We start from the raw sequence: 2,500 nt of genomic DNA on the forward strand, positions 1-2,500 counted from the left end.
GGTTGCGGGAGTAGGGTTTGAACCTTTGGCCTTCAGGTTATGAGCCTGACGAGGTGAAGACGTTAAGCAATTGATCCAGTGGATCAATTTTAGTCTGAACGGGCTGTGTTGATATTATTCGACCTGGTTGCGGGAGTAGGATTTGAACCTACGACCTTCAGGTTATGAGCCTGACGAGCTACCGGGCTGCTCCATCCCGCGACACTAGGTTGGCCTATCGCTTTCGCTACTTGAGGCCGGGGTCGAATAAGTATTGTTATCATTTAGAGAGAATTGGGATTTTTCTAGGTTTGGCGGTGACCTACTCTCCCGGGGCTTAAGCCCAAGTACCATTGGCGCGGCAGTGCTTAACTTCCGGGTTCGGGATGGGACCGGGTGTTTCACTTGCGCTATGACCACCAAACCGAGGAAAATCCCACGTTGCGACTTGCGTAGCAAGCGCGACGGGTGGCAGGCAGCGTCTTTTGCGTGCAAAAGGCGCGTTGCCACTCGGTAGTGTAATCAATCAACAGTGCCGCTTGGCGCGACACAGCCATCGTTAGTCTAAGGTGTGTATGTTTTTGATTTGTCTTTCCATTACTGGATCAAATCAAGCCTATCGGGCGATTAGTACCGGTCAACTGAACGCATTACTGCGCTTACATCTCCGGCCTATTGACGTGGTGGTCTTCCACGGCCCTCAGGGAGACCTTGTTTTGAGGGGGGCTTCCCGCTTAGATGCCTTCAGCGGTTATCCTGTCCGATCATAGCTACCCTGCACTGCTGCTGGCGCAACAACAGGTCCACCAGTGGATCGTTCACCCCGGTCCTCTCGTACTAGGGGCAACTCCTCTCAAGTCTCCTACACCCACGGCAGATAGGGACCGAACTGTCTCACGACGTTCTAAACCCAGCTCACGTACCTCTTTAAACGGCGAACAGCCGTACCCTTGGGACCTGCTCCAGCCCCAGGATGAGATGAGCCGACATCGAGGTGCCAAACACTGCCGTCGATATGGACTCTTGGGCAGTATCAGCCTGTTATCCCCGGCGTACCTTTTATCCGTTGAGCGATGGCCCTTCCACTCGGGACCACCGGATCACTATGGCCGTCTTTCGACTCTGCTCGACTTGTCAGTCTCGCAGTCAGGCTGGCTTCTGCCATTGCACTCAACGAGCGATTTCCGACCGCTCTGAGCCAACCTTCGCGCGCCTCCGTTACGCTTTAGGAGGCGACCGCCCCAGTCAAACTACCCGCCACGCAGGGTCCCGGATCCGGATAACGGACCGCGGTTAGACATCAAGAGTGCGAAGGGTGGTATCTCAAGGGAGGCTCCACAGGGACTAGCGTTCCTGCTTCAAAGCCTACCACCTATCCTGCACATCACAATCCTGATGCCAGTGCGAAGCTGTAGTAAAGGTGCACGGGGTCTTTCCGTCTAACCGCGGGAAGCCTGCATCTTGACAGGCAATTCAATTTCGCTGAGTCGATGTTGGAGACAGCGGGGAAGTCGTTACGCCATTCGTGCAGGTCGGAACTTACCCGACAAGGAATTTCGCTACCTTAGGACCGTTATAGTTACGGCCGCCGTTTACCTGGGCTTCAATTCAAGGCTCTCACCTCTCCTTTTAACCTTCAGGCACCGGGCAGGCGTCAGACCCTATACGTCGTCTTGCGACTTCGCAGAGCCCTGTGTTTTTAATAAACAGTCGCCACCCCCTGGTTTGTGCCCCCAGCCCCTAGTTGCCTAGGAACCGGGCCTCCTTCTCGCGAACTTACGGAGGTATTTTGCCGAGTTCCTTCAACATCGTTCTCTCAAGCGCCTTGGTATTCTCTACCAGTCCACCTGTGTCGGTTTAGGGTACGGTCTTATAGGAGGGCTATTTCCAGGAACCTCTCAGCAGCCCATTCAATCCGATAAGGATGAACTACCTCTGAGATCCGTCACCACTCCACGGCCTAGGAATATTAACCTAGTTCCCATCGCCTACGCCTTTCGGCCTCGGCTTAGGGGCCGGCTTACCCTGCTCAGATTAGCTTTAAGCAGGAACCCTTGGACTTTCGGCGAGAGTGTCTCTCACACTCTTTGTCGCTACTCATGTCATCATTCTCACTAGTGATCTCTCCACCGGATCGCTCACGCGCCGGCTTCATCGAAAGCCTCTCTCCTCCAATACGCCCGAAGACGTGAAGGAGGAATGAGACTATGTCACACTACGCTCTGCTACCATGCCTTACGGCATCCTAAGCTTCGGCTCATGGCTTGAGCCCCGTTACATCTTCGCCGCAGGACAACTTATTTAGACCAGTGAGCTGTTACGCTATCTTTAAAGGATGGCTGCTTCTAAGCCAACCTCCTGGTTGTTTTGGTCGTCCCACCTGCTTTCCCACTTAGCCATGAATTGGGGGCCTTAGCTGTAGGTCAGGGTTGTTTCCCTCTCCACTACGGACGTTAGCATCCGCAGTGTGTCTGCCATCTAGTACTCCCGGGTATTCGGAGTTTGGTTAGGATCAGTAAGC

Annotated in this window: 1 tRNA gene and 2 rRNA genes (1 of these 3 cut by a window edge); all 3 read right to left on the reverse strand. The window is 54.1% G+C overall.

The features are described 5' to 3' along the window. Positions 1-124: 124 nt before the first annotated feature. A tRNA-Met gene (locus tag AC2FJV_RS20070) sits at positions 125-201 on the reverse strand. 87 nt (positions 202-288) lie between these two features. Beyond that, a 5S ribosomal RNA gene (rrf, locus tag AC2FJV_RS20075) occupies positions 289-403 on the reverse strand. 182 nt (positions 404-585) lie between these two features. After that, a 23S ribosomal RNA gene (locus AC2FJV_RS20080) occupies positions 586-2,500 on the reverse strand (it continues 913 nt past the right edge of the window).

The sequence above is a fragment of the Ruegeria sp. CDSA241 genome (assembly GCF_059611265.1).